Origin of the sequence: Nosocomiicoccus sp. HMSC059G07 (genome assembly GCF_001815515.1) — a bacterium.
GTDB classification, from domain to species: Bacteria; Bacillota; Bacilli; order Staphylococcales; family Salinicoccaceae; genus Nosocomiicoccus; species Nosocomiicoccus ampullae_A.
This window is the reverse complement of record NZ_KV820774.1, coordinates 1-246: the sequence shown is the minus strand read 5'-3', so window position 1 is coordinate 246 and position 246 is coordinate 1. Positions and strand designations below refer to the sequence as shown.

The 246-nt window shown below is 35.0% G+C and carries 1 pseudogene; it reads left to right on the top strand.

The features are described 5' to 3' along the window. Window positions 1–26 precede the first annotated feature (26 nt). Window positions 27–246: pseudogene (locus HMPREF3029_RS00150) on the top strand (dihydropteridine reductase); the annotation flags it as partial.

The window sequence follows — 246 nt, the reverse complement described above, 5'->3', positions numbered from 1 at the left end:
AAATTATATATAGAGGAGCATGCTTAATGCAAATATATTGGACTAAAATAAATAAGATTAAAGATGAGAATTCAGAAGTCAAAACATACTTCTTAGACTGTCCTGAGGACTTCACTTGGGAAGAGGGCGCACATACGCATTTTGCACTGAAAGGTTTCCAAGATGAAAATGTTGGCAAGAAAATGGTACGCCATATGTCTATCTCAACAACGAATGATGAAAGTGTAATAGGAATTACAACACGTA